At 70.7% G+C, this 23,492-nt stretch carries 26 protein-coding genes and 4 pseudogenes; 13 read left to right on the top strand and 17 right to left on the bottom strand.

Annotated features, from left to right (window positions below; all coding sequences use genetic code 11):
* Window positions 1-141: pseudogene (locus tag ACZ3TS_RS39630) on the bottom strand (RNA-guided endonuclease TnpB family protein); the annotation flags it as partial.
* On the opposite strand from ACZ3TS_RS39630, the gene ACZ3TS_RS39625 reads away from it, so the two are divergent.
* Window positions 125-1,561: a cytochrome P450 gene (locus ACZ3TS_RS39625; protein ID WP_467627244.1), complete on the top strand. Its 1,437-nt coding sequence runs from the start codon at window positions 125-127 to the stop codon at window positions 1,559-1,561. The pseudogene ACZ3TS_RS39630 and the gene ACZ3TS_RS39625 sit on opposite strands and share 17 nt — an antisense overlap.
* Here ACZ3TS_RS39625 and ACZ3TS_RS39620 read toward each other — a convergent pair.
* From ACZ3TS_RS39620 to ACZ3TS_RS39610, 3 genes are all read right to left on the bottom strand, one after another.
* Window positions 1,540-2,370 carry a pentapeptide repeat-containing protein gene (locus ACZ3TS_RS39620; protein ID WP_467627242.1) on the bottom strand — a complete coding sequence of 277 codons (831 nt, stop codon included), beginning with the start codon at window positions 2,368-2,370 and terminating at the stop codon, window positions 1,540-1,542. The genes ACZ3TS_RS39625 and ACZ3TS_RS39620 overlap by 22 nt on opposite strands.
* Window positions 2,371-2,473: 103 nt before the next feature.
* Complete coding sequence (locus ACZ3TS_RS39615; RefSeq protein WP_467627240.1) at window positions 2,474-2,911, bottom strand: SRPBCC family protein; 438 nt, start codon at window positions 2,909-2,911, stop codon at window positions 2,474-2,476.
* Window positions 2,908-3,255, bottom strand: coding sequence for an ArsR/SmtB family transcription factor (locus ACZ3TS_RS39610; protein ID WP_467627238.1), 348 nt, complete (start codon window positions 3,253-3,255; stop codon window positions 2,908-2,910). The genes ACZ3TS_RS39615 and ACZ3TS_RS39610 overlap by 4 nt, the downstream gene beginning before the upstream one ends.
* 89 nt (window positions 3,256-3,344) lie before the next feature.
* Here ACZ3TS_RS39610 and ACZ3TS_RS39605 point away from each other — a divergent pair, with 89 nt between their 5' ends.
* The 3 genes and pseudogenes from ACZ3TS_RS39605 to ACZ3TS_RS39595 all read left to right on the top strand — a co-directional run.
* Window positions 3,345-3,767, top strand: coding sequence for an SRPBCC family protein (locus ACZ3TS_RS39605; RefSeq protein ID WP_467627235.1), 423 nt, complete (start codon window positions 3,345-3,347; stop codon window positions 3,765-3,767).
* A 90-nt stretch (window positions 3,768-3,857) separates the two neighbouring features.
* Window positions 3,858-4,430 carry a TIGR03086 family metal-binding protein gene (locus ACZ3TS_RS39600; protein WP_467627233.1) on the top strand — a complete coding sequence of 191 codons (573 nt, stop codon included), beginning with the start codon at window positions 3,858-3,860 and terminating at the stop codon, window positions 4,428-4,430.
* Window positions 4,431-4,482: 52 nt separating this feature from the next.
* Window positions 4,483-4,729, top strand: a pseudogene (locus tag ACZ3TS_RS39595) (SRPBCC family protein); the annotation flags it as partial.
* Here the strand turns inward: ACZ3TS_RS39595 and ACZ3TS_RS39590 are convergent.
* The gene (locus tag ACZ3TS_RS39590) at window positions 4,647-5,531 is read right to left on the bottom strand and encodes a nucleotidyltransferase domain-containing protein (protein WP_467627232.1); all 885 of its coding nucleotides are present in this window, start codon (window positions 5,529-5,531) and stop codon (window positions 4,647-4,649) included. The pseudogene ACZ3TS_RS39595 and the gene ACZ3TS_RS39590 overlap by 83 nt on opposite strands.
* Before the next feature lie 42 nt (window positions 5,532-5,573).
* On the opposite strand from ACZ3TS_RS39590, the gene ACZ3TS_RS39585 reads away from it, so the two are divergent.
* Window positions 5,574-5,744 (top strand): DUF5999 family protein, encoded by a 171-nt coding sequence (locus tag ACZ3TS_RS39585; protein ID WP_467627251.1) that lies wholly within the window; start codon window positions 5,574-5,576, stop codon window positions 5,742-5,744.
* Between the two features lie 9 nt (window positions 5,745-5,753).
* Here the strand turns inward: ACZ3TS_RS39585 and sigJ are convergent, their stop codons facing one another.
* The 6 genes and pseudogenes from sigJ to ACZ3TS_RS39555 all read right to left on the bottom strand — a co-directional run bounded on the left by sigJ (window position 5,754) and on the right by ACZ3TS_RS39555 (window position 11,313).
* Window positions 5,754-6,647, bottom strand: coding sequence for an RNA polymerase sigma factor SigJ (sigJ, locus tag ACZ3TS_RS39580; RefSeq protein WP_467627229.1), 894 nt, complete (start codon window positions 6,645-6,647; stop codon window positions 5,754-5,756).
* A gap of 85 nt (window positions 6,648-6,732) precedes the next feature.
* Window positions 6,733-7,476: a PIG-L deacetylase family protein gene (locus ACZ3TS_RS39575; RefSeq protein ID WP_467627227.1), complete on the bottom strand. Its 744-nt coding sequence runs from the start codon at window positions 7,474-7,476 to the stop codon at window positions 6,733-6,735.
* 117 nt (window positions 7,477-7,593) lie between these two features.
* The gene (locus tag ACZ3TS_RS39570; RefSeq protein WP_467627224.1) at window positions 7,594-8,895 is read right to left on the bottom strand and encodes an alpha/beta fold hydrolase; all 1,302 of its coding nucleotides are present in this window, start codon (window positions 8,893-8,895) and stop codon (window positions 7,594-7,596) included.
* 151 nt (window positions 8,896-9,046) lie between these two features.
* Window positions 9,047-10,072 carry a LacI family DNA-binding transcriptional regulator gene (locus tag ACZ3TS_RS39565; protein ID WP_467627222.1) on the bottom strand — a complete coding sequence of 342 codons (1,026 nt, stop codon included), beginning with the start codon at window positions 10,070-10,072 and terminating at the stop codon, window positions 9,047-9,049.
* A 124-nt stretch (window positions 10,073-10,196) separates the two neighbouring features.
* A pseudogene (locus ACZ3TS_RS39560) lies at window positions 10,197-10,367 on the bottom strand (BNR-4 repeat-containing protein); the annotation flags it as partial.
* Between the two features lie 103 nt (window positions 10,368-10,470).
* Complete coding sequence (locus ACZ3TS_RS39555; protein WP_467627249.1) at window positions 10,471-11,313, bottom strand: helix-turn-helix transcriptional regulator; 843 nt, start codon at window positions 11,311-11,313, stop codon at window positions 10,471-10,473.
* Window positions 11,314-11,416: 103 nt separating this feature from the next.
* Between ACZ3TS_RS39555 and ACZ3TS_RS39550 the strand changes: the two genes are divergently transcribed.
* From ACZ3TS_RS39550 to ACZ3TS_RS39520, 7 genes and pseudogenes are all read left to right on the top strand, one after another.
* Window positions 11,417-12,124, top strand: coding sequence for an SDR family NAD(P)-dependent oxidoreductase (locus ACZ3TS_RS39550; RefSeq protein WP_467627219.1), 708 nt, complete (start codon window positions 11,417-11,419; stop codon window positions 12,122-12,124).
* A 210-nt stretch (window positions 12,125-12,334) separates the two neighbouring features.
* Window positions 12,335-13,163 (top strand): annotated as a pseudogene (locus ACZ3TS_RS39545) (FGGY-family carbohydrate kinase); the annotation flags it as partial.
* A 76-nt stretch (window positions 13,164-13,239) separates the two neighbouring features.
* Complete coding sequence (locus tag ACZ3TS_RS39540) at window positions 13,240-13,995, top strand: (Fe-S)-binding protein (RefSeq protein WP_467627217.1); 756 nt, start codon at window positions 13,240-13,242, stop codon at window positions 13,993-13,995.
* Between the two features lie 31 nt (window positions 13,996-14,026).
* A complete protein-coding gene (locus ACZ3TS_RS39535; protein WP_467627214.1) occupies window positions 14,027-15,511 on the top strand; it encodes a LutB/LldF family L-lactate oxidation iron-sulfur protein in 1,485 nt (494 codons plus the stop codon).
* Window positions 15,508-16,155 carry a LutC/YkgG family protein gene (locus ACZ3TS_RS39530; protein WP_467627212.1) on the top strand — a complete coding sequence of 216 codons (648 nt, stop codon included), beginning with the start codon at window positions 15,508-15,510 and terminating at the stop codon, window positions 16,153-16,155. Before ACZ3TS_RS39535 ends, ACZ3TS_RS39530 begins: the two co-directional genes overlap by 4 nt.
* Window positions 16,156-16,177: 22 nt before the next feature.
* The gene (locus ACZ3TS_RS39525) at window positions 16,178-17,332 is read left to right on the top strand and encodes an ATP-binding cassette domain-containing protein (protein WP_467627209.1); all 1,155 of its coding nucleotides are present in this window, start codon (window positions 16,178-16,180) and stop codon (window positions 17,330-17,332) included.
* A 176-nt stretch (window positions 17,333-17,508) separates the two neighbouring features.
* On the top strand, window positions 17,509-18,249 hold the full coding sequence (locus ACZ3TS_RS39520) for a DUF4142 domain-containing protein (RefSeq protein WP_467627207.1): 741 nt from the start codon (window positions 17,509-17,511) through the stop codon (window positions 18,247-18,249).
* Between the two features lie 94 nt (window positions 18,250-18,343).
* Here the strand turns inward: ACZ3TS_RS39520 and ACZ3TS_RS39515 are convergent, their stop codons facing one another.
* The 4 genes from ACZ3TS_RS39515 to ACZ3TS_RS39500 all read right to left on the bottom strand — a co-directional run bounded on the left by ACZ3TS_RS39515 (window position 18,344) and on the right by ACZ3TS_RS39500 (window position 21,365).
* On the bottom strand, window positions 18,344-19,279 hold the full coding sequence (locus tag ACZ3TS_RS39515; protein WP_467627204.1) for an ABC transporter substrate-binding protein: 936 nt from the start codon (window positions 19,277-19,279) through the stop codon (window positions 18,344-18,346).
* A complete protein-coding gene (locus ACZ3TS_RS39510; protein WP_467627246.1) occupies window positions 19,276-19,947 on the bottom strand; it encodes an ABC transporter permease in 672 nt (223 codons plus the stop codon). Before ACZ3TS_RS39510 ends, ACZ3TS_RS39515 begins: the two co-directional genes overlap by 4 nt.
* The gene (locus ACZ3TS_RS39505; RefSeq protein ID WP_467627201.1) at window positions 19,944-20,624 is read right to left on the bottom strand and encodes an ABC transporter permease; all 681 of its coding nucleotides are present in this window, start codon (window positions 20,622-20,624) and stop codon (window positions 19,944-19,946) included. Before ACZ3TS_RS39505 ends, ACZ3TS_RS39510 begins: the two co-directional genes overlap by 4 nt.
* Window positions 20,625-20,699: 75 nt before the next feature.
* Window positions 20,700-21,365, bottom strand: coding sequence for a UdgX family uracil-DNA binding protein (locus ACZ3TS_RS39500; RefSeq protein ID WP_467627199.1), 666 nt, complete (start codon window positions 21,363-21,365; stop codon window positions 20,700-20,702).
* 139 nt (window positions 21,366-21,504) lie between these two features.
* Between ACZ3TS_RS39500 and ACZ3TS_RS39495 the strand changes: the two genes are divergently transcribed.
* On the top strand, window positions 21,505-21,861 hold the full coding sequence (locus ACZ3TS_RS39495) for an ANTAR domain-containing protein (RefSeq protein WP_467627197.1): 357 nt from the start codon (window positions 21,505-21,507) through the stop codon (window positions 21,859-21,861).
* A 272-nt stretch (window positions 21,862-22,133) separates the two neighbouring features.
* On the opposite strand, the gene ACZ3TS_RS39490 is transcribed toward ACZ3TS_RS39495, so the two are convergent.
* Together ACZ3TS_RS39490 and ACZ3TS_RS39485 are read right to left on the bottom strand one after the other, a co-directional pair.
* Window positions 22,134-22,928 (bottom strand): SigB/SigF/SigG family RNA polymerase sigma factor, encoded by a 795-nt coding sequence (locus ACZ3TS_RS39490; protein ID WP_467627194.1) that lies wholly within the window; start codon window positions 22,926-22,928, stop codon window positions 22,134-22,136.
* Window positions 22,929-23,196: 268 nt separating this feature from the next.
* The coding region (locus ACZ3TS_RS39485; RefSeq protein WP_467627192.1) for an alpha amylase C-terminal domain-containing protein at window positions 23,197-23,492 on the bottom strand (296 nt) is incomplete at its 5' end.

Genomic DNA, 23,492 nt, shown 5'->3' with positions numbered 1-23,492 from the left:
CTGGAACGCCTTGTCGAGGCGACGCAGGGTGGCTTGCTGCGAGCTGAACGACCAGCGGCCCTGCCGCTCGGGGTCGAATGCCCGGATGCCCTTGACCTGGGCGGACTGGTCGCCGTAGCGGATCGTGGTCTTCGAGGCGTGCATTCCGCACCCGCCGCACCGGATCCCGTTCGTCGGCGATGTGCTCGGCGCCGACGTCCGCAGGCCGGTGCAGGACTCGATGCGGTACGGGCGCCTGCTCGGCCCGATCTTCCGGCGTAAGTTCTTCAGCCGCGAGATCGTGTTCGTGTGGGGCGGGCGGCCGGCAGCCGATCTCGCCGACGAGTCGCGATTCGCCAAACACGTGGGCCTCGGGGTCGCCAATCTGCGGCCGGTGGCCGGGGACGGGCTGTTCACGGCGTACAACCACGAGCCGAACTGGCAGCTGGCGCACGACGTCCTGGCGCCCGGTTTCAGCCGCGAGGCCATGGCGGGCTACCACCCGATGATGCTCGACGTGGCGCAACGGCTGATGGCCCGCTGGGACGCGGAACAGGCCGTGGGCCGCGCCGTGGACGTGCCCGGCGACATGACCAAGCTGACGCTGGAGACGATCGCACGCACGGGCTTCGGTCACGACTTCGGTTCCTTCGAGCGGTCCCGGCCGCACCCCTTCGTCACCGCGATGGTCGGCACACTGACGTTCGCCCAGCGCCGCAACGTCGTCCCGGCGCCGCTGACACCCCTGCTGCTGCGCAGGGCCGCCCGGCGCAACGAGGCGGACATGGCCTATCTCAACCGCACGGTGGACGAGGTCGTACGAGCCCGCCGCGCCGCCGGCGGCGAGGGCGACCTGCTCGACCGGATGCTGGACACCGCGCATCCGGCGACCGGGGAGCGGCTGGCGCCCGAGAACATCCGGCGCCAGGTCATCACGTTCCTGGTCGCCGGCCACGAGACGACCTCCGGCGCCCTCTCCTTCGCGCTGCACTACCTCTCCCGCCACCCGGACGTCGCCTCACGGGCCCGCGAGGAGGTGGACCGGGTGTGGGGCGACGTCGCACGGCCCGGTTACGAGCAGGTCGCCAAACTCCGGTACGTCCGCCGGGTTCTCGACGAGTCGCTGCGGCTGTGGCCCACCGCTCCGGCCTTCGCGCGTGAGGCGCGGCACGACACCGGCCTGGACGGCGCGCATCCGATGCGCCAGGGCGCCTGGGCGCTGGTCCTGACGACGATGCTTCACCGGGATCCGGAGGTGTGGGGCCCGGACGCCGAGCGGTTCGACCCCGACCGGTTCGACGCCAAGGCGGTGCGGGCCCGGTCCGCGCACACCTTCAAGCCGTTCGGGACGGGTGCACGGGCCTGCATCGGACGGCAGTTCGCGCTGCACGAGGCGACGCTGGTACTGGGCCTGCTGCTGCGCCGCTACGAGCTGCGGCCGGACCCCGGCTACCGGCTGCGGGTGGCGGAGCGGCTGACCCTGATGCCGGAGGGACTGCGGCTGCATCTCGACCGCCGGGCCGCCGCCCAGCGCAGCCCGGCAGCCGTCGCCGAGGCGCGTCAGAGGTGCGCTGTCCAGTGACCGGGGCGCGTGAGTGACTCGGGGAGCCTGGTTCCCACGCTGCCGCGGGCCGCGTTGATCTGGGGCTGGGTCAGGAAGAAGGCGCCGGTCAGATCGGCGTCGCTGAGGTCCGCGTCCCGCAGGTCGGCGCCGATCAGATCCGCGCCCCGCAGATCCGCGCCCGTGAGGTCGGCGGCTATGAGGTAGGCGCCGCGCAGACTGGCACCCCGCAAGTCGGCGCCTGTGAGCCGCGCGCCGATGAGGTCGGCGCCCCGCCGGTCCTTGGTGCGGCGCCCCGCTCCCGACCGCACCAGCTCACTGGCGCGCAGCAGCAGCACATTGACCTCCCGCCGGTGTGCGGCCACATCCAACTCCGCCAGCTCTTCGGGGGTTTGCAAGGTGAGCTGCTCGGTCTTTGCCAGCATGCGACGGAGGTCGCCGTGGACCGGCCGGGCGGCGGGCAGGGTGAGCGCCTCGGTCAAGTACCACAGCAGCTCGTGGAGTTGGCGCACCACGGGGAACACGTCGAACATGAGCCGGGCGCGCTCCGGGCCGCCCGAACTCCAGTCCTGTCCACCGAAGGTGATCTGGGAGACCTTCTGTCCGGCGCCGAAGCAGTCGTAGACCGTGCAACCGGGGAAGCCGCGCTGCCGCAGCTCGGCGTGGACGCCGCACCGGAAGTCGTCCCGGAGGTTCCGGCAGGGGGTGCCGGCGTCCTTGTCGATCGCGAAGTCGGCCGAGCGGGCGAAGGGCAGCGCGACACAGCACAGGGCGAAGCAGCGGCCACAGTCGGCGCGCAACTCGGCGGTGTCGGCGTGGGGAGGGTGCATGACGACCACCCTAACGACCTCGGCCGTTGCCGCAGAAACCCCTTTCGGGGGCAGGGCCGGTCCCCCGAACCGGCAGGGGCCCCGACCGTACGACCCCGCCGCCTCACATCCAGTCGTCGGGTCCCGGGTCGCCGCCCGCCGCCACTGCGGCGAGGCGGTCCACGTAGTGCACCCAGCCCTCCTCGTGCGCGGCGCACGCCTCCGGGGAGGGCAGGTCCCGGTGGACCAGGCGCAACAAGGTACCCGTGGCGACGGGTTCAAGGGTGATCTCGACGGTGGTCGAACCGGGCGGCACGGGCATCCCACCCTCCGCCCAGCCCCAGGTGAAGACCAGCCGGCTGGGCGGGTCGACCTCGACGAAGCGGCCCTCCGCGACGTTCCCGCCGGTGACCGTCGTCCGATAGGCGCCACCGGGCTCGAAGCTGAACTCGCCGTCCTCGCCCATCCAGGACAGCCACTTGTCCCGGTCGGTGAAGAAGGAGAACACCGTCTCCGGCCGGGCGGCGATGAGCCGTTCCACGGTGACCACGTTCGCGCTCAAGGGCTGGCCCCTTCGGAGTTCTCGGGCGCCTCCCGCTCCTCGCGCTCGGCCGCCTCCGCCAGCTGGGCGAGGGTGTCCAGCTTGACGGCCCACATCGACTGCAGATAGTCGGCCAACGGGCCCATGGCTTCACGGTCGGCACGGTAGAAGCGCTTCTTGCCTTCCTGGCGCAGCGTAACCAGACCCGCGTCCCGGAGCACCTTGAGGTGCTGGGAGACCGCCCCGAAGGTGACGTCGAACCGCTCGGCGATCTCGCCCGCGGACAGCTCCGCGTCCCAGACCAGGCGCAGGATCTCGCGCCGTCTGGGCTCCGCGACCGCCCGTACCGCATCCATGGACGTCATTTTAGTCACCGCTACAGCTTGCGATCGAGAGGCATGTCATTTTAGTGTCTGCTAAAGCGACAGTAGGAACTGGAGAAGGAGCACACGTCATGGCTGACATCGCGATGCAACTGCACATCGAGGCCGACCCGGAGACCGTGTACACGGCGATCTCCACGGCCGAAGGCATCCACGGCTGGTTCACCACGACCGCCACCGCGGACGAGGGCGTGGATGGTGTGCACGAACTGGGCTTCCCGGGCGTGCCGGAGCCGTGGCGGCTGCGCGTCACGGAGGCGGAGCCCGGCAAGCGGCTCGTCCTGACCGGCGAGAACGGCCCCTGGACCGGCACCGTCCAGACCTACGAGGTGCTCGCCCGCGCCGAGGATGGCGTCACCCTGCGCTTCACCCACAGCGGCTTCCCCGCCGTCGACGACGCCTACCGCGACTTCACGTACGGCTGGGCGACGAAGTTCGTCCAACTCAAGACCTACGCCGAGACAGGCCGGCCCGCGCCCTTCTTCACCGGCTGACCCCGGCTTCACCGCTCACCCGGCAGCGATACCTGCCCCCACCCCGTACCGAGCCCGCCGGCCCCACCGGCGCACCCGAGGGAGAACCCCATGCAGACCCAGCACAGCACGCTCTACCCCGCCATCAAGGAATGTGCCGACGCCGTCGTCGCCACGGCCGCCGGCATCGGCACCGAACAGCTCGATGCCCGCACCCCGTGCGAGAAGTTCACCGTCGCCGAACTCCTCGACCACCTGGGCGCGACCCTGTCCTCGTCCGCGCGGGCCGCCCGTAAGGAACCGCAGCCGGGCGACGGCACCCCTCTGGCCATGTCACCCGCCGCCGTCGCCGAGTCCGCCGCCCTTGCCGCGGCGGCGTGGGCCGACCCGGCGGCGTACGAGGGGCTCAGCGAGTTCGGCCCGGGAGAGATGCCGTCCGCCTTCGCGGCCACGATCACCCTGCAGGAACTCGCTCTGCACGGCTGGGACCTCGCTCGCGCCACCGGCCGGCCGTTCACGCTCAGCGAGGAGACCGCACAGGTCACCCTCGGCGTCGTCGAGCAGATCGCCGAACAGGCCAGGGCCACCGGAGGCTACGGCACGCCCGTGCGCACGTCCGTCGACGCCCCCGCCTTCCACCGTGCGCTCGCGACCAGCGGGAGGAACCCTGAGTGGAACGACTGACCGCTCCAAGGAGCGGAAGGCAAGCACCGGCGGGGAGTCGCGAGGAACCGGCATGACGATCGACGAGACGGCGGAACGCGTGCTCCGGCTGCCGCCGGAGCAGGTGGCCGCGTACGCCATGGACCGGCGCAACGATCCCAAGTGGACCCAGGGCATCCGCATTGGCGCGGCTCACCCGGGAGGCGGACGGAGGCGGCTTCGGAGTCGGCGCCGAGGTCACCCGCACCGCGTACTTCCTCGGCAAGCGCATCGACTACGTGCTGCGTGTCGCGGCGTACAACCCCCCGGAACTGCTGGACAGGACGTGAGCTGCCTGCATACCTCGGCAGCCAGCCCGTCAGCGGCATCGAGCACGGTGGACAGAACGTTTGGGGTCGTGCCGGGCATCGCGAACAACCCGTGAGCCCGCGCCGCGAAGTCCGCAGGAGCAGCCGGGAGTTGCCCCGCAGCCTGCACAGCTCCCTTTTCGTTCAACACCCAGCAACGCGCGTGAGCATGCAGGCCCTGCACAAGAAGCCCCACCGCGCGGAAGAGGCAGCCGGCGACATAAAAGGCATCTCCACGAGCCGCTCCCTTGCGGGCGTTGGCCAGGGTGAAGGGAGCCTCCCACTGCGCGTTGGCGATCAGCGCGTCACGCAACGGCTCCGGATAACGGCGAGTCTCCTGCTGCAGGGCCCGCAGTTCGCCACCAGGATCAGCGAGAACGCGCCCAACGGCCACCTCGCCGACATAGGCATGGGAGTACACCCCAAGCGGGTGACCGGCCTGAACGCCCACCTCGAAGCGCCCCGCCTGGCACTCTTCCCAGATCCGGTGAACGCGGTCCAGACCGCGGTAGATCCAGTCGACACGGCAGCCGTCAACGGTCAGCCATGCCCCACCGTCCACCCATGGCCCCCAGCCGCCCGGTTCCGTCACTTCGACCGACTCGCCAGTCAGCTCGGACGCGAGGAGACGCAAGGCAGCAGTGTCCAGCGGCGGCCGGTAGTACAGGCCCAAATCAAAGTCGGAGGCGGGACGATGTGTTCCCCTCGCTCGGCTGCCGCCCAGACACACGCCGACCACTCCGCCGACGTCGGTCAACCGATCCGCGATCTCCATCAAGCGATCCACAGCCCAGAGTCTGCAGAACCAGATCACTCGCTGCGACCGCTTTTCTCAGCGCCCTCCGCCCTCGGGCCCACCCATCCGGGTGAAGTGCAGAGAAGGAACCTGCTGTGCAACGGCACCATCGTCTTCGACGACACCGGTGAACTTCTGCCGGACGGGCGCGCCGTGGGTCCACTGCGCGTGGTGGCGCGAACCGGGGAGTGACCGCGGTGGTCAGGCCGTCGGCGTCGTGAAGTCCAGCCGCTCCAGCCGCTCGGGGTCCGACAGGATGTAGATGCCCGTGATCCTGCCGTTGACGACGGTGACGCCCATGACCGACATGGGTCGGCCCTCGGGCGCCGTGACCAGCCCGATCGCCCCGTTGACCAGGGCGAGCCGGGCGTACGCGGAGTACTGCCGGAACATGAGCGCCCCCTTGGCCACGGTCGTCGCACCCCGCACCACCTTGGACGCGGCCACGCCGCTGACCAGGGGGCCGGAGTCGGCCCTCAACACCACGTCCGGGTCGAGGACTGCGACCAGGGCGTCGAAGTCTCCGGCGCGCGAGGCCGCGAGGAACGCCTCCACCGCCTCGCGCTGACGCCCCAGGTCCGGATCGGATGCGGGCTCCGCGCTCTGTACCCGGCGGCGGGCGCGGCTGGCGAGCTGCCGGGTCGCGGCAGACGTGCGCCCCACGACGGGAGCGATGTCGTCGAAGGGCACGGCGAACATGTCGTGCAGGACGAAGGCCAGCCGCTCGGCGGGCTCCAGCCTCTCCAGCACGACGAGGAGGGCGAGCCCGACCGAGTCGGCGAGCAGCACCTCCTGTTCGGGATCGACGCGCTCCAGGGGCGTGACGACGGGGTCCGGGACGAAGGTGTCCGCCATGGGCTCCTCACGGCGCGCGGTGCGGGAGCGCAGCATGTCGAGGCAGATCCGGCCGACGACCGTGGTGAGCCAGCCCGCCAGGTTCGTCACCTCGCTCACGTCGGAGCGGCTCAGCCTCAGCCAGGTCTCCTGGACGGCGTCGTCGGCCTCACTCAGCGAGCCCAGCATCCGGTAGGCCACGGCTCTGAGATGCCCGCGTTGCGCCTGGAAGCGTTCGGCCAGCAGTTCCTTGTCGTCCATCGATCCCCGTTTCGAAAAGCCGTCTGTGTGGAGCTCCGGAAGCGATCGAAGCACGGCTCCGGCGCCCCGTTGAGGCCGTGTCCGGCTAGCGGCCGAAAAGCTCGAAGGCCACGGCCGGTTCGCCACCGAACCGCTCGCCCACGGCCTCGGCAGCGGAGGTCAGGAAGGACCGTGCGTACGTCTCCGGGTCCTCATCGGTCAACGCCTCGACGTACGTGCGGTGTTCCAGCAGTGACCGGACCGCGCGCTCCAGTCCCGGTGCCGCCTCCACGGCATGGGTGTGCGTCGAGGAACCGGCGACGGCGACCCAGCGGACGCCGTTCCACGGCTCCAGGCCCCGCGCCGCCAGTTCCGGGAAGATCCACCGGTTGCCGGCGTCCGCCGCCGCGTCGAGGGTGGCCCGTCCCACGGCCATGTGGTCCGGGGTGTTCCAGGTCTCCCCGAACCAGGTGTCGCGGTGGTTGAGGGTGAGGACCAGTTCGGGGCGGTGCCGGCGGATCGCCGCCGCGATGTCCCGGCGCAGCGCGACCCCGTACTCGACGACACCGTCGCGGTGGTCGAGGAACTCCACCGTGGACACGCCGACCGCCGCGGCACTCGCCCGCTGCTCCCGTTCGCGCAGCGGACCGCAGACGGCGGGCTCCAATGAGTCGATCCCCGCCTCGCCACGGGTCGCGAGGACGTACGCGATCTCCCGGCCGCCGTCGGTCCACCCGGCGATCGCCGCCGAGCAGCCGTATTCGAGGTCGTCGGGATGAGCGACGACGGCGAGGGCGCGGCGCCAGTGGTCGGGCATGGGCTTGAGCTGGTCGTTGCGTGGCTCGGTCATGGCCGCAGACTAACGCCGTCCGTCCACCCGTCGGCCGGTGCGGTGAGTGTGCCGAACTGCCGGTGGCCAGGGGTGGTGCTGACACCACCCCTGGCCACGCTGCTCAGCCGCCTCCGGTCAGGCCTCGTCCCGCGTCAGCGCGAGCAGGCGGTCCAGGACGCGGGGTCCGCCCGCGCGGACGCCGTCGTGCTCGAACTCGTCCGTGACCCAGGTGCGCAGACCGCGGATCGTGCGGGCCGTCTCCAGGGCGTGCGCGGTGTCGACGTACATGTCGTCGTGGTAGATCGCCGCGGCCACCGGTACCTCGTTGGCGGCGAGGCGGGCGGGATCGTACAGCGGCGTCCAGTCCCTGCGCTCGGCGAGCAGGTGCGCGGTCTCACGCAGCGGACGCAGTGCCGGGTCCGTGTCGAACGTCCAGGGGTGCACGGACTCGCCCGTGAACAGGACCGGTCCATCGCCGGTCAGCGCCTTGGCCGCGTCGAACTGCGGGAATTCCCCGCGTACCCGCTCCGCCGACCAGGCGGTGGGGCGGTCGTCCTGGCCGTAGATCGCCTCGTGGACCAACGCGTACAGCGGGTGGCCCGCGTACGAGAGCACGCTGTGCACCTCCTCCTGGAAGGCGTCGGAGAGCGCGAAGCCCTGCGGAGTGCGGACAAAGGCGTTCTCCAGGAGGAAGTGGAGGCGGTGGCTGCCCTCGCTGCCGCCGAGGAGGATGCCGAGGGACTGGAAGGCCTCCACGGTGAGCTTGTAGCCGCCGTTCAGGACGGGCTCGTGCTGGAGCAGGTACTCGGCGATGCGGCGGACGCGTTCCACGTCCTGGGGGTAGCGGTCGTAGTGGGCGGTGACCTTGCGTTCGATGCGCGGGTACGCGGCCCTGTAGACGTCGTCCGCGTGCGCGTCGAGGGAGGGCAGGCCACCGGTGACCATGGCCGCGCGCAGGCCCTCGGGCGCCGTCGAGAGGTAGTTCACGGTGCAGAAGCCGCCGAAGCTCTGTCCGAGGACCGTCCACGGGGCACCGCCGGTGACCTGCGGGCGGATGGCCTCGCAGTCGCGGACGATGGAGTCCGCGCGGAAGTGCGTGAGGTAGTCGGCCTGCTCACGGTGGCCGCCGCGCAGCGGGAGCGTCTGCCGGTTGGCGGGCGTGGAGAAGCCGGTGCCGCGCTGGTCGAGGAGGAGGACGCGGTACTCCTCGAGCGCCCGGCCCAGCCATGCCTGCTTGCCGATGAAACGATTCGCCCCGAAGCCGGGTCCACCCTGGAGGTAGACGAGCCAGGGCAGGTCGGCGTCCGCCTTGGCGCTCGCGACGACCTCCCGCGCATACAGCTCGATCGTCTCCCCGCCGGGGTCGTCGTGGTCGAGGGGCACGGTGAAGCGGCGGTCGGTGAGGACGATGCCGGGCTGGCAGTAGCTGAGGCTCAAAAGTGCTCCCCGAGACGGACGGATTTCCAGGCCGCGTCCCAGTTCAGCACATGGTCCGGAGGTTCCGGCGCCCGGGGATCAAGAAACCCATACTGACCGGCCGCTCAGCCGGTTTCATGGCCTCTTCGGCGGACCGGCGGGAGCGGAGGACTCAGCGCGCCGCCAGGCTGGAGCGGCGCACCACCAACTCCGGCCGGAGCACGACCCGCCGGTGCTCATGTCCCCGTTCCCCTGACTCCGCCTCGGTCTCCTCCAGCAGGAGCTCCGCGGCGAGCGCGCCCATGGTGACGGCGGGCTGCCGTACGGAGGTGAGCGGAACGGCGGCCGCCGCGGCGAACTCGATGTCGTCGTAGCCCACGATGGCGAGGTCGTCGGGGACGCTCACCCCGGCCGCGTACATGGCCTGAAGGACGCCGAGTGCGAGCAGGTCGTTGGCGCAGAACACTGCGGTCGGGCGGTCGGCGAGCCCGAGGAGCCGGGCGCCGGCGTCCCGGCCGGCGGCCACGTCGAGGCGCTCGGTCGGCAGTTCGCGCAGTGCCTCCGGTCCGAGCGCGGCCTCGGCCAGCGCGTTCAGGGCGCCGGTGCGGCGGTCCCTGACCTGGTTCAGTCCGGGCGGGCCGCTGACGTACGCGATGGAGCGGTGCCCGGCGTCGACCAGATGCCGTACGGCCAGGGCGCCGCCCGTCACGTCGTCGACCGATACCGAGCACTCGGTGGTGCCCTCGGCGACCCGGTCGACCAGCACGAACGGGATGCCGTGGCGGCGGAAGATCTCGATGTTGCGGCCGGTCGCGTCGGCGGGGGTGAGCAGCACGCCGCGCACCCGCTGTTCGGCGAAGAGCGCCAGGTACTCGGCTTCCTCGGCGGGGCTCTGGGCGCTGTTGCAGACCATCACGCCGAGCCCCGCCTCGCGGGCGGCCCGCTCGGCGCCGCGGGCCACGTCCACGAAGAACGGGTTGCCCATGTCGAGGACGAGCAGCCCCATGATCCGGCTGCGCCCGGCACGCAACTGCCGCGCGGACTCGCTGCGGACGTAGCCGAGACGGTCGATGGCGGACTGCACGCGGGCACGGGTCTCGGACGCGACCGACTCGGGGCGGTTGATGACGTTCGAGACCGTACCCACGGAGACTCCGGCTGCGCGGGCGACGTCCTTGATACCCACCGACTGGGCCATCAGGCGAGGACCTCCAGGAAGACGGGGGCGGCGGGCAAGGCTTCACATTACCGTCACCGCCCCACGGGACAGACCCGCTCACGCGGGCAGTGCGAAGTCGACGACGTGGAGCGCCGACGGGGTCGTTCCACTGGACTTCTCCTCGGTGGCTCAGCTGCAGCCTGTCCTCGGGCGTCGAGAGGAACTGCGGGTAGGTGAACTGCGAGGTGAGCGCCAGCCCGTCCAGTGAGGTCTGGACCGACCCGAAGACCGACGAGGTCCAGGCGGTGGTGCCGGGGCCGTCCGTCAGCCCGGCGTGCGGGCACGACCAGGACGGGCCCCGGTCCCGGCACTCGCCCCTCGGTGTCCCTGTGCCGCGGCGCGTGCGGATCCGCCGCGGCGCCCCCACGGGGCCGCGGCTATCCGACGAGTGCCTGGGTGCCCAGCACCGTGAGCAGGGCGAGGCGTTCCGCGTCCTCGGTGCCGGGATCGGCCGTGTAGATCATGATGTGCAGGTCGGCGCCCGCCACGGTGAGCACGTCGCAGTCCAGTGTCAGGGTGCCCACCTGCGGATGATCGATGGTCTTGCGCGCGGCCTCGTGGCGGCCGACGGCGCCGGAGTCCCACAGCTCGGCGAACCGGCCGCTGTTCGCCCGCAGTTCCGCGACCAGGCGCCGCAGCTGCTGGTCGGCCGGGTAGCGGTCGGCGGCCGCCCGCAGGTCGGCGACCAGTGCGGCCTCGAACGCGCGCCGGGACTCGGGTGTGTGCCGGACGCGGGTGTTGCCCTGGCCCACCAGGTGGCGCCACACGGCGTTGCGTTCGTTGCCGCGCCATCGGGACGGATCGCCCATGAGCGCCGCGTACGGCGGGTTGGCCACGAGCAGCGTCCAGGACGCGTCGGACACCGCGACGGGTGTCCCCGTCAGCCTGTCCAGCAGTCGCTGGACGCTCGGCGTGATGTGTGTGGGCACCGTGTCCGGGCCGGGCGGCGCCAGCCCGGCCAGCCTGAACAGGTGTGCGCGTTCGGTCCCCGACAGCCGCAGGGCCCTGGCCAGCGCCTCGACGACCTGCGCCGACGGATTGGAGGCGCGACCCTGTTCGAGGCGGGTGACGTAGTCGACGGAGATCCCGGCCAGCTGGGCCAGTTCCTCACGGCGCAGTCCGGGCGCCCTGCGCTGCCCGCCGGCGGGCAGCCCGGCGGCCTGGGGTGGGACCCGGTCACGCCAGCGCCGCACCGCCTTGCCGAACTCCGCCGTCGCCATGCCCACCAGTGTGGCACCGCCGACCGCCAGGCTTCCTGGTACCAGCGGTCCCAGGAAGACGGGTCCTCTGGCTGACGACACCGCTCGGTCGAATCCTTGGGGCATGACGACAACACTGATCACCGGAGCCAACAAGGGACTCGGATTCGAGACCGCCCGTCGACTCGTCGATGCGGGCCACACCGTCTACCTCGGCAGCCGGGACGCCGAACGCGGACGCCGGGCCGCCGAACGCCTGGGCGCGCGACTGGTCCTCATCGACGTCACCGACGACGCGTCCGTGGCTGCCGCGGCGAAGACGATCGAGGCCGACGGCGGACTGGACGTGCTGGTCAACAATGCCGGTATCGAGGCGCGGACGCCGGAGGGAGGCGTGGTCGGCGCCGCGGACCTGACCCCCGACATGATGCGGTCGCTGTTCGAGACGAACGTCTTCGGCCTGGTACGCGTCACCCACGCGTTCCTGCCCCTGCTCCAGCGCTCTGCCGCCCCGGTCGTGGTCAATGTCAGCAGCGGTCTGGCATCGCTGACCCGGGTCACCGCCGAGGGCACCCCGACGTACGCCTACCCGGGGGTCGCCTATCCGGCGTCGAAGACCGCGGTCAACATGATCACGGTGCAGTACGCGAAGGCGTTCCCGAACATGCGGATCAACGCGGTGGAGCCCGGTTACACGGCCACGGATCTGAACCATCACACCGGCATCCGGACCGTCGAGGAGGGCGCGGAGATCATCGTCCGCATGGCCCAGGTGGGCCCGGACGGCCCGACGGGGGGCTACTTCGACGTCGAGGGACCCCTCCCCTGGTGAGACGGGGGGTTTTGAAGGGCTCGGTGTGACGGCGGTGCGCCGTCACGCCGGGCCCTTTTCCCGTACGGACTCTCGTGCACGTCCGGCGACCGTGCGGTGCAGCCGGTCCGAGCCGGCATCGAGGCAGGAGCGTGCGGTAGGCGAGCCCGCGGCTCGCCCGCCGCGCACAAGGCGTCGCAGACCAGCCGTGTACCGGTGAATTCGGTGGCGACCCTGTACCAGCTGACGGCGGCCCGTTCCTCGGCGCTGTTCGAGCAGGCGAGCGCCTGTTGCTGATTCCCGACCTGATCACGTACTGGCTCACGGGCGAGCAGGGCACCGAGCTCACCAACGCGTCGACCACCCAGCTCATCGACCCCCGCACGCGCGACTAGTCGTACGACATCGCGGGCCGGCTGGGGATCGGCCTGAACCTGTTCGCACCGCTGCGCCGGCCCGGCGACCCGGCGGGCGTGCTGCGACCGGAAGTGCTGGAGGAGACCGGGCTGACCGGGCCGGTTACGGTGACGGCCGTCGGCTCCCACGACACCGCGTCGGCGTGGCCGCAGTACCGGCCATCGGTGAGCGGTTCGCGGACATCTGCACCGGCGCCTGGTCCCTGGCCGGCCTGGAGCTGACGGCTCCTGTACTGACCGAGGCGAGCCGCGCCGCCAACTTCACCAACGAGCTGGGGCTGGACGGCACGGTCCGCTATCTGCGCACCATCATGGGGCTGTGGCTGCTCCAGGAGTGCCTCCGGGAATGGGGCGGCCCCGACCTGTCGGCACTGTTGTCCGCAGCCGCAGGCGTACCGGCGCTGCAGTCCGTGGTGGACGCGGGTGACGCGGCGTTCCTGGCCCCCGGCCGGATGCCGGCCCGCATCGCCGAGGCGTGCCGCGCTTCGGGGCAACCGGTGCCGCAGTCCCCTGCCGAGATCACGCGGTGCATCCTCGACTCCCTGGCGCTCGCCCACCGCCGGGCCGTCACCGACGCCCAACGGCTCGCCGGCCATCCGGTCGACGTGGTGCACATCGTCGGAGGCGGCACCCGCAACGCACTCCAGAGCCGGGGTCTCCCCGAGGCCGCGTTCGGCGATTACCCTGCACTCATCCGATGACCGATCACAAGGAGCCGCGATGCGTGTCGCCCTGTTCCTGACCTGTGTCAACGACACGCTCTATCCGGACACCGGGCGCGCCGTGGTGAAGCTCCTGACCAGGCTGGGCGTCGAGGTCGACTTCCCGACGGCGCAGACCTGTTGCGGGCAGGCCCACTACAACACGGGATACCGGCATGAGGCCGAGCCGCTTGCTGTGAAGTTCTCCGATGTATTCCGGGAGTACGAGGCCATCGTGACCCCGTCAGGGTCGTGCGGGGCGATGGTGCGGGAGCTGTATCCGCGGATGGGCGAGCGGGCGCGGGCCGAGGGGCGCGGGGACACGCTCGCGACCACCCTGGCGCCCGTGGTCCCGAAGACGTACGAGCTCACGGAGTTCCTGGTGGACGTGCTGGGCGTGATGGACGTGGGCGCGTACTACCCGCACCGGGTGACGTACCACCCGACCTGCCACGGCCTGCGGGGGCTGGGGCTCGGCGACCGTCCGACACGGCTCCTCCAGGCCGTCAGAGGACTGGAGTTGGCCGAGCTGCCGGGCGCCGAGGAGTGCTGCGGCTTCGGCGGCACCTTCGCCTTGAAGAACTCCGATGTCTCGGCCGCCATGGGCGCCGACAAGGTGCGCAACGCCGAGTCGACGGGCGCCGAGGTGCTGTGCGCCGCCGACAACTCCTGTCTGATGCACATCGGCGGCACGATGACGCGGCTGAGCGTCGGGATGCGGCCGGTGCACATCGCGGAGATCCTGGCGAGCACGGAGGAGGAGCCGGTGCTATGAGCGTCGACAACGCGGTGAAGGGACACAACGCATGAGCGGGACGTTCGTCGGGATGCCGGCGTTCCCGGAGGCCGCGCACGAGGCGGTCGGCAACGAGACCCTGCGCCGGAATCTGCGGCACGCCACCCACACCATCCGGGCCAAGCGCGCCAAGGCGGTGGCGGAGGTGTCCGACTGGGCGGCACTGCGGGAGGCAGGGCGGCGGATCAAGGACCACACACTCCGTCATCTCGACCGTTATCTCACGCAGTTGGAGGAGGCGGTCACCGCCGCGGGCGGCACCGTCCACTGGGCGGCGGACGCGGACGAGGCCAACAGGATCGTCGCCGAACTGGTCAAGGCGACCGGCGAGTCGGAGGTCGTCAAGGTCAAGTCCATGGCCACGCAGGAGATCGGCCTGAACGAAGCGCTGGAGGCGGAGGGCATCCGGGCGTACGAGACCGATCTCGCCGAGCTGATCGTGCAGTTGGGCAAGGACCGGCCCTCCCACATCCTGGTCCCCGCGATCCACCGCAACCGCGGCGAGATCCGCGACATCTTCCGCTCCGAGATGGGCGAATGGGGGCGCCCGGCGCCCGACGGGCTGAGCGACACACCCGCCGAACTGGCCGAGGCGGCCCGGCTGCACCTTCGTGAGAAGTTCCTGCGCGCCAAGGTGGGCATCTCCGGTGCCAACTTCATGGTCGCCGAGACGGGGACGCTGGTGGTGGTCGAGTCGGAGGGCAACGGGCGCATGTGCCTGACCCTGCCCGAGACGCTGATCTCGGTCGTCGGCATCGAGAAGATCGTGCCGACCTGGCGGGACCTGGAGGTGTTCCTGCAGACGCTCCCCCGCTCCTCGACCGCGGAGCGGATGAACCCGTACACCAGCATGTGGACGGGTACCACGGACGCCGAGACGGCAGACGGCCCGCGGACCTTCCACCTGGTCCTGCTGGACAACGGCCGCAGCGACACGCTCGCCGACCAGGTCGGACGTCAGGCGCTGCGGTGCATCCGCTGCTCGGCGTGTCTGAACGTCTGCCCGGTGTACGAGCGGGCGGGCGGCCACGCCTACGGCTCGGTCTACCCGGGCCCCATCGGTGCCATCCTCAGCCCTCAACTCAGGGGCATGCAGAGCGAGATCGACGCCTCGCTGCCGTACGCGTCCTCGCTGTGCGGCGCGTGCTACGACGTGTGCCCGGTCGCCATCGACATCCCCGAGGTGCTGGTGCATCTGCGGGAGCGGGTCGTGGAAGGCGGGAGCGTGACGCGGGCCGGCAACAAGGTGATCCTGAAGCCGGCGAAGGGGCATGCCGCCGAGCGGGCGGCGATGCGGGCTGCGCGCTGGGCCTTCAGCCACCCCGGCGCGCTGCGCACCGGCCAGCGGATCGCGTCGCGGTCACGGCGCTTCCATCCGCGGACGCTGCCGGGTCCCGGCAAGGCGTGGAGCGCGAGCCGGGACCTGCCGGCGGTGCCCGCGGAACCGTTCCGCGACTGGTGGCAGCGCACGCACGGAGGGAAGAAGAACAGGTGAGCAGCAGGGATCGGATCCTGGGCCGGGTGCGGCGCGCGCTGAAAGACGTACCCAAGGACGACACGCCGTACGAGCAGGCTGTTTCCCGGGACTATCTACGGCAGCACGGCGAGCTGACCGTCGAGCAGACGGTGGATCTGCTGGCGGAGAACCTGGCGGACTACCGGGCGATCGTACACCGCACGACTGCGGAGGAGCTGTCGTATGTGATCATGCGACTGCTCGCCGAGCGCGGGTCTCAGTCCGTGCTCGTGCCCGCGGGCCTCCCGCCGGACTGGATGTCGGCCGCCGACCCGACGCGTGTCCACGACCGTGCGGTGAGCACGCCCCACGACCTGGACAGGGTGGAGAGCGTCGTCACCGGCTGCGCGGTCGCCATCGCCGAGACCGGCACCATCGTGCTGGACGGCTCACCGGACCAGGGCCGCCGTCGTATCACGCTCGTCCCCGACCACCACATCTGTGTCGTGCGCGTCCCCGGGCAGGTGGTGTCGTCCGTACCCCAGGCACTGGAGCGCCTCGACCCGACACGCCCGCTGACCTGGATCTCCGGGCCGTCCGCGACGAGCGACATCGAGCTGGACCGGGTGGAGGGGGTGCACGGTCCGCGCACCCTGGAGGTGGTGCTGGTGAGCGAGGAGTGACGGGCGCCGATAGCGTGAGGGAATGATCCGGTTCGAGGAGGTCACCAAGCGGTACCCGGACGGCACGACGGCCGTGGAGGACCTGTCCTTCGCGGTCGCGAAGGGCGAGCTCGTCACGCTCGTGGGACCGTCCGGCTGCGGTAAGACGACCACGATGATGATGGTCAACCGGCTCATCGAGCCGACCTCGGGGCGGATCTTCGTCGGCGGCGAGGACATCGCGACCGTCGACCCCGTGCGCCTGCGCCGCCGCATCGGTTATGTGATCCAGCAGGTGGGCCTGTTCCCGCACCGGACCGTTCTGGACAACACGGCGACCGTGCCGTCCCTGCTCGGCTGGAAGAAGGCGAAGGCACGGGCACGGGCCGCCGAGTTGCTCGGCCTGGTGGGCCTGGATCCGAAGACGTACGGACCGCGCTATCCGGACCAGTTGTCGGGCGGCCAGCGGCAACGCGTGGGGGTGGCCCGGGCGCTGGCCGCCGATCCGCCGGTCCTGCTGATGGACGAGCCGTTCGGGGCGGTCGACCCGGTGGTGCGGGTGCAGTTGCAGGACGAGTTCCTGCGGATGCAGGCGGCCGTGCGCAAGACGGTGCTGCTGGTGACGCACGACATCGAGGAGGCGGTGCGGCTCGGCGACCGCATCGCGGTGTACGGGCAGGGGCGCATCGAGCAGTTCGACACGCCCGGGGCGGTGCTCGGCACGCCCGCGACACCGTACGTCGCCGAGTTCGTGGGCGCGGACCGGGGGCTGAAGCGGCTGTCGGTGACGGAGATCGAGCCGAACGATCTGGAGCAGCCGCCGGTCGCACGGCTCGACGAGCCCGCAGAACGGGCGGCGGCGCGGCTGCACGAGCAGGGCGCGCGGTGGGCGGTCGTCCTCGACACCGACGGCGATCTGCACGGCTGGGCCGGGGTCGGCGAACTCCGCGAGGGCGGCCTGGTCCGCGACCATGCCCGCAGGATGAACTCCTGGGTTCCGGTGGGCGCTTCGCTGAAGCAGGCCTTCGGAGTACTGCTCCAGCACGACGCGGGGTGGGTGGCGGTGCTGGACGGAGCACACTTCCTGGGGGTCCTGACCCCGGCCAAGCTCCACGAGGCGCTGCGCCGCTCGGTGGACGCGGACGCGCGGGGCATCCCGCGGGGGCAGGTGCCGTTCGACTCGGTCGCGGGCGCGTAGCCCTCCCGGGAGGCGGTCGGTGCCAGGGGCACGGGGCCGTGGGCGGTCGTCGCCCCGGCGCTCCCGTGTGACGCACGACACGCGGAGCAGAGTGCATTTTTTACCCAGAGCAATGATGAATCCGCGCGGCCCGTCCGTACCTCATGGCGTACACGCCGCTCGCTCCTGGAGACAGCATGCCCTTTTCCCGCAACATGGCCGGAACCGTCTTCGTGGCCGGTGCTCTGGGCCTGACCCTCACTGCCCTCGCCTACCCCACCATGCTCGGCATCCAGACGACGTCCAGCTCGCCGGACCGCGTCATCGCCAACACCCGCTACGGCCCGCTCACCGAGGCCGACCGCGACTTCGTGGTCAAGGTGCGTGCCGCAGGGCTGTGGGAGTACCCGCTGGGTGAAATCGCGCTGAAGAAGGGCTCGACGCCGGAGATGAGGGAGGCCGGCAAGCATCTGATCGTCGGGCACGCCGGACTCGACGCGCTGTGCCGCAAGATCGCCCCGGAACTGGGCATCACCCTGCCCAACCAGGCCTCCCCGCAACAGCAGCAGTTCGTGGCGACCTCGGCGGCCGCGTCGGGCAAGGAGTTCGACAACACCGCCGCCAACATCATGCGTGTCACCCACGGCCAGATCTTCCCGACCGTCGCCAAGATCCGCGCCACCACGAAGAACACCCTCGTGCGCCAGCTCGCCGATCTGGCCAACGACACCGTTCTCGACCACATCACCGTGCTGGAGAAGACCGGCACGGTCAATTTCGACCAGGTCCTCTTCCAGGAGACCACCCCGCCGAAGCTGCCCAAGGACCAGCTCACCCCGCCCCCGCCGCAGCCCGGCTCACCGATGGTCGTCCTCACCCCCCGCCCCGACCTGAACGTGAACACCGCCTCCCCTGCGCCCAGCCCGACGGTCGGCTGATGGCACGGGCTGCCACAGAAGTCGCGACGCGGTCAGCACCGCCCCGGTGACCGCGTCGGCATCGTCCATGGGCCCCGCCGACGTCACGCACCGCTCACTTCAGCAGGCCCTTGTCCTTGAGATACGTGCGCGCCACGTCCTCGGGCAGCCGTCTCCAGTTGTCCACCCGCTGGTTCATGGACGCCAAGTCCTGCGTGGTGAGCACCGCGTTGAGGACGCCGAGGGCCTTGGTGGCACGTTCGCCGCCCGCGCGGGAGCGGTTGACGACCGGGACGACGTAGTCCGCGTTCTGCAGGTGCCTGTCGTCGGCGAGCAGGACGAGCCCGAACTCGTCGAGGGTCGCGTCCGTCGTCGTGGTCAGCATCATCTGGTCCCGGCCACTCTGGACGGCCCGCTTCGCCTCGGTGGTGCCGACGCCCTTGGGGTCGACGCCGGTGATGTCGATGCCGTACGTCTTCTTCAAACCCGGTACGCAGTACGGCCGTCGGACGCATTCGTCACCCGCCGCGAGCCTGACCTCGAGGCCTGATCGGCCGAGGTCGCTCAGTGTCTTCAGGTGGTGTCGGCGGGCGTACGCCCGCGTCACCGCGAAGGCGTTCTGGTCGACCGCCCGGCCGGGATCGAGCACCGTGAGTCCCCGAGGAACGGCAAGTTTCCGCAGGGCTGCCATGGTGGCGGCGAGGTCCGGTGAACCGACGGGCGCGGCCCCGGCACCGTTGGTCTTGGCGTTGAGCCAGTCCGCGAAGGTGGCCGCATACTCGGGGACGACGTCGATCTGCCCCGACTCCAGGGCGGGTTCGTACAGTTCGCGGTTGGCGACGGTGAGTACCGAGGTCCTGTAGCCGGCCTGGGTCAGCAGCAGCGCGTACATCTGGGCGAGCAGGTCGCTCTCGGTGAAGCCGGCCGAGCCGACGGTCAGGTGCCTGCTGTCACCCGGCGTGGCGGTGACCTGGCCACGGGTCTCCAGGGAGGGGCCCGTCGCACAGCCGGCGGCCAGGAGCACGCTCGCGACCGCCGCGCAGCGTCTCACGGCGAGCCTCTCGTCCAGCGCGGTGCCAGCCGCTCTACGGCCTCGAAGATCCCTTCGACGATCAGTGCGAACCCGGCCACCAGGACGGCCCCGGCGACGACCTGCGGAGTACTGGCCAGGTTGAAGCCCGCGGTGATGATCCGGCCGAGGCCGCCGCCGCCCGCCAGCGCGGCGATCGTGGCGGTCGCGACCAGTTGTACGGCGGCGATCCGCACCCCGTTGAGGACCATGGGGAGCGACAGGGGCAGTTCCACGTGAAGCAACATCTGCCGACCGGTCATCCCCATACCCCGCGCCGCTCGCACCACATTGCGGTCGACCTCGCGCATGCCGACGTACGCGTTGGTGAGCAGCGGCGGGACGGCGAACAGGACGAGGGCGACGACTGTCGGGCCCTCGCCCCATGCGCCGATCGGGGTGAGCAGGAGGAGCACCAGCACGGCGAAGGTGGGGACCGCACGGCCGACGTTGGAGATGTTGACGGCGAGAGCGCCGCCCTTGCCCAGGTGGCCCAGGACGAGCGCGACCGGCAGCGCGATCACGCAGCTGATGACCAGACAGACGACGGTCAGGACGAGGTGCTGCGCCAGCCGGTGCCAGATGCCGTCGTCGCCCGTCCAGTGGGCCGGTTCGGTGAGCCAGTGCCAGGTGTCGCCGAGGGTCTTCATCCACGTCTCGCCCTGGTCCAGGGTGTGATCAGCCACTGCACGCCGAGCAGCAGCAGATCGGCCGCCACCGCGATCACCACGCACAGCACGGACGCGGTCAGCACCTGTGCCTTGAAGTATGTGTTCATGCCCGCGTAGATCAGGTTCCCGAGCCCGCCGAAGCCGACGATCGCCCCGACCGTGACCAGGGAGACCGCGGAGACGGTGGCGATGCGGAGCCCGGCCATGGCGGCAGGCAGGGCGAGCGGCAGTTCGACGGTGAGCAGCAGCCGGATCGGGCCGTATCCCATGCCGCGGGCGGCCTGCCGGGTCTCCTCGGGGACGGCGCGCAGTCCGGCGAGGGTGTTACGGACCAGCAGGGTGAGCGAGTAGAGGACGAGACCGGCGACGACCAGCGCGGCAGACAGCCCGTACAGGGGAAGGAGCAGCGAGAACATCGCCAGGGAGGGGATCGTGTAGAGGATGGTGGTGACGGCGAGGACGGGACCCGCGGCCCAGCCCCAGCGGCGCGCCAGCACGGCCAGGGGGACGGCGAGGACCAGGCCGATGAGCACGGAGACGGCGGTCAGCTGCAGATGCTGGAGCACCGCGTCGAGAATGATGTGACGGCGGCTGCTCAGATACGCACCGCAGATCCATTCGTTGCGGGCGAGGCAGTCGTCCGGAGGCGCGGTCACGCGTCCATTGCACCGGCCGGGTGAGCCCGCGCGCTCGTTCTGCTGACCCGTCCGGGGACAGCTGCGCGTGCCCGCTCAGTGCGCGTGCCCGTTCAGTGCCCGCGCCACCACCTTCAGGTCCGAGACCAGCCCGGCGTAGGCGGACTCCCGGTCATCGGCGCGCAGGATCGCCGAGGGGTGCACGGTGGCGACCACGTACTGCTCCTCGTCGGTGCCGGGCATCGGCAGCAGATTACCCCGGTCCTTGGTTACCCGGAAGGAGCCACCCAGCAGCGCCTTGCCCGCGGTCGCGCCCAGGGCCACCACGACCTCGGGGCGGACCAGGTCCAGTTCGGCGCGCAACCAGGGCCGGCAGGCGGACATCTCGCGCAGGCTGGGCGCCTTGTGGATGCGCCGTTTGCCGCGCTCGGCGACGGTGAACTTGAAGTGTTTGACAGCGTTGGTGACGTAGGCCGTGCCCCGGTCGATTCCGGCCTCCTCCAGGGCCTTGTCCAGCAGGCGGCCGGCCGGGCCGACGAAGGGTTCACCCTTGCGGTCCTCCTGGTCGCCGGGCTGCTCCCCCACCAGCACGACCCGGGCGGAGGCGTCGCCTCGGCCGAACACGGTCTGGGTGGCGTTCTCGTACAGGGGGCAGCCCCGGCAGCCCGCGGCGGCGCGCCGGTACGCGTCGAGCCCGCCGTGGTGCGGCAGGAACGGGCTGGCGTCGTACGCGCTCGCCCGGTCGTCGTCGGGACGGCTCATGCCTGCTTCACCTCCGGCGCCGCCGATGTACTCGCCCGCGTCCCGCAGTACCCTCCCCCAGCTCGCACACACATGGTCGTATGGTGACGATGGGGGGAAGTCCGATAATGCCGAAAGCCACGCCACCCCGGAGGGGACGATGACCTCGAAAGCCCGTCCGGGACATGAGGAGCCGGACGCCACCGGCCACGAATCGGAGCGGATCTTCCAGCTCGAGGAGGAGGTCGGGCAGCTCAAGGAGGCCGTGAACTCGCATGCGGTCGTGGACCAGGCGATCGGCATGCTCGTCGCCCTTGGGCATGTCTCGCCCGACCAGGGGTGGGAGGTCCTCCGGGAAGTCTCCCAGCACGCGAACATCAAGCTGCGCAATGTCGCGGAGATGATAATCATCTGGGGACGCAACGGGGATCTACCCGACCACGTCCGCGTTCTTCTGGAGGAAACGCTGGACCGCTACGGCCCCACCCAGCTTCCGGAGGACCCTCCGCCTCATTGAGGCTCCTCGCCAGCGAGCGGAGGGCCCTCCGGCCAATCGCCCTCCGGTTTCGCTCCGTTGCCCGTGAGGTACTCGTCGTGCGGCGTGTTTCGAATACCGCCTCGCGGATAGTCCGGAAGGTGTCGGCGCACTGGCCAAACCGTTCCCGGGAGGGTTCGGCAGTGAGCCCACCGCAAACGGCCGTCCGGTCGATGAGCGGCCGGGCGGCCGGATGCTGGCCGACCCCGACGGCGGGGCGGCGGGGCGGCGGGGCGGCGGGGCGAGCTGGGACATCACGCGATATCGGCGAGCGCCTCTTCGCGCACGCGCGCACAGCAGCCACTGAGCAGACGCGAGACATGCATCTGCGAGATACCGAGTTGATTCGCTATGCGGCTCTGGGTCATACCGCGGAAGTAGCGCAGGTAGAGGATGGTGCGCTCACGCTCGGGCAGGGACTGCAGACACGGCTTGACTGCCTCGCGGTCGACGATCAGGTCGAAACCGGAATCCGATTCGCCCAGCGCGTCGCCCAGTGCGTACCCGTCGTCACTGCCCGAGACCTCCGCGTCGAGGGACAGGGCGGTGAAGCTGTCCATGGCTTCCAGGCCCACGCGGACGTCCTCCTCACTGAGGTGTGCGTGCTCTGCGATCTCGGCGACGGTCGGGCCGTGTCCCGGGGTCTCCTGCGAGATCTCCTTGGCGGCCACACGCACCCGGTTGCGCAGGTCCTGGACACGGCGGGGGACGTGCAGGACCCACATGTGGTCGCGGAAGTGCCGCTTGATCTCGCCGGTGATCGTGGGGATCGCATAGCTTTCGAAGGCGTACCCGCGGGCGGGGTCATAGCGGTCGACCGCCTTGACCAGACCCAGTGCCGCGACCTGGCACAGGTCCTCGATGGATTCACCCCGGCCGCGGTAGCGGCGGGCGATGCGCTCGGACATGGGGAGCCATGACTGGACGATCTCGTCGCGCAGCGTCTTCCGCTCGGGGCCGTCGGGCAGACCGCGTAGCCGACCGAAGGCCTCAGCGGTGTCAGGGGCGTCGTCGTGCGGGTGTTGCTTCGCTTTGACCGTAATGCGCATGGTGCTTTTCAACTCCCTCGAGGGGCTGACTGGACAGTCAACATGGGAGGTCGCACTCACAGCACACGGGACACACACCCGGGGTCTGGTGAGCCAGCTCCCACGGACGTGCCTCCTGTCCGAAGCACTCGTAACCGGCATTCCCGCATTCCACTTCGCCAAACAATTCCACGGCAAGTGACTCAGAGAGTTCACTCGATTCCTGCATGTGACAACCATCGGTAATCGCGGAAATTCCGGACCCGGAATTCTCCGGGGAATGGCGAATTCAACGTTCGAATGGCCGCTCCACAGGTCGCTCGGCGCCCCGCCCGGAAGCGGGGCACAGCCAGATGGTGGCGAGAGGAGGAAGGGTGAGGCGGATGCCGTGCCCTGGACCGGGTTCGGACGGGATCGGGTCGGGGTTGTGGACGTCGCCGCCGCCGTACTTCGCCAGGTCGGTGTTCAGGATCTCGTGCCAGGCCGGGATGTCGTCGGGGACGCCCAGGCGGTAGTCGTGGCGCACGACCGGGGAGAAGTGGGAGACGGCCAGCAGCGGTGTGCCCTCCGCGTCGAGGCGCAGGA

This window comes from Streptomyces sp. NPDC022910 (genome assembly GCF_055561075.1).
The sequence above is the reverse complement of the archived record's forward strand: the minus strand, read 5'-3'. Positions and strand labels throughout refer to the sequence as shown.